This window comes from Streptomyces sp. NPDC005899 (assembly GCF_040629645.1).
In the GTDB taxonomy this organism is placed as follows: Bacteria; Actinomycetota; Actinomycetes; order Streptomycetales; family Streptomycetaceae; genus Streptomyces.
Genome location: NZ_JBEXWB010000718.1, coordinates 1 through 1,009, shown reverse-complemented (window position 1 = coordinate 1,009; position 1,009 = coordinate 1). Strand labels below are relative to the sequence as shown.

Sequence of the window (1,009 nt, the reverse complement as noted above, 5' to 3'; positions counted from 1 at the left end):
GCCTCGCCGCCGTGCCCGACCCCGCGCGCATCCCCGTGTACGCCGGCCTCGCCGTCCTGGGGGCCGCCGTCGGGCTCGCCGGCACTCTCGTCCAGGCGGCCTTCTTCCCGGGCGGCCTGCTGCTCGCCCTGGTGGCGTCCGCCGGCCTGTTCCTCGGCGGCCGGCTGCTCACCCGCACCCAGCTCGGCGCGCTGGCACCGGCGGTGGGCTGGCTCCTCGTGCTGATCGTGCTGCTCGGCGGGCGGCCCGAGGGCGACTACGTCTTCGGCGACGCACTGGGCCTGACGCTCTTCATGCTCGGAGGGATGGCCGTCGCTGTGATGTGCGCCACCCTGACGAGGTTGCCCTATTCGGCCACCGGCGCCGGTCGGCCAGGTGCGTGATGTGCTATGTCCGCTCCCGGATTGACCCCGTGGACCGCCTCGGGTGCATCCTTGTTCAGCCCGGGCGCGGAGTGTCCTGCGGCGGCGGCCAGTATGGTGGTGCGCGCGCCGAGCCGTCCCCTGGCCTGCGGCATGGGGGAAGTACGGGCGGCGGAGCCAATCGGGAGAACCTGCTTTGAGTCGTGAAACTGACAGTTCGTCCTCCGGGCCCCAGGGGCGCGGAGGAGCCGCGTACCCCTCCGGTACGCCGCCGTACGGATCACGCCAGTATCCGTCGTTGCACCCGTCCGACGACGGGCCGGACGGGGCTCCGGAACCTGCGGATCCGCAGCGGCCCGACGAGCCCAGGACCGAGACGACGCTGACGACGCGTATCCGGATCAACATCCCGGGTTCCCGTCCGATCCCGCCTGTCGTGATGCGTACGCCGATGAGCGACACCGACCCGTCCGGCGGACGGCCGGACTCCGAGCGCACCGGAAGCACCCCGAGGCCCGCGGCGGCCGCGACGCCGCCCGGCGGGACGCCCGTGGGCGCACCCGACGGAACCGGCGCGGACGCCCGCGACGGTGGTGCGGGCGACGGCGGCCCGGCCCCCGAGGCCGCGGCCGGGAAGCCTGCCAGGG

1 protein-coding gene and 1 pseudogene are annotated in these 1,009 nt (G+C 74.6%); both read left to right on the top strand.

Translation table 11 applies throughout. The annotated features are described in order from the left end of the window. The coding region (locus tag ABZ371_RS32900) for a DUF6113 family protein (RefSeq protein WP_358686656.1) at positions 1–383 on the top strand (383 nt) is incomplete at its 5' end. Positions 384–558: 175 nt separating this feature from the next. Then, positions 559–1,009 (top strand): annotated as a pseudogene (locus ABZ371_RS32895) (hypothetical protein); the annotation flags it as partial.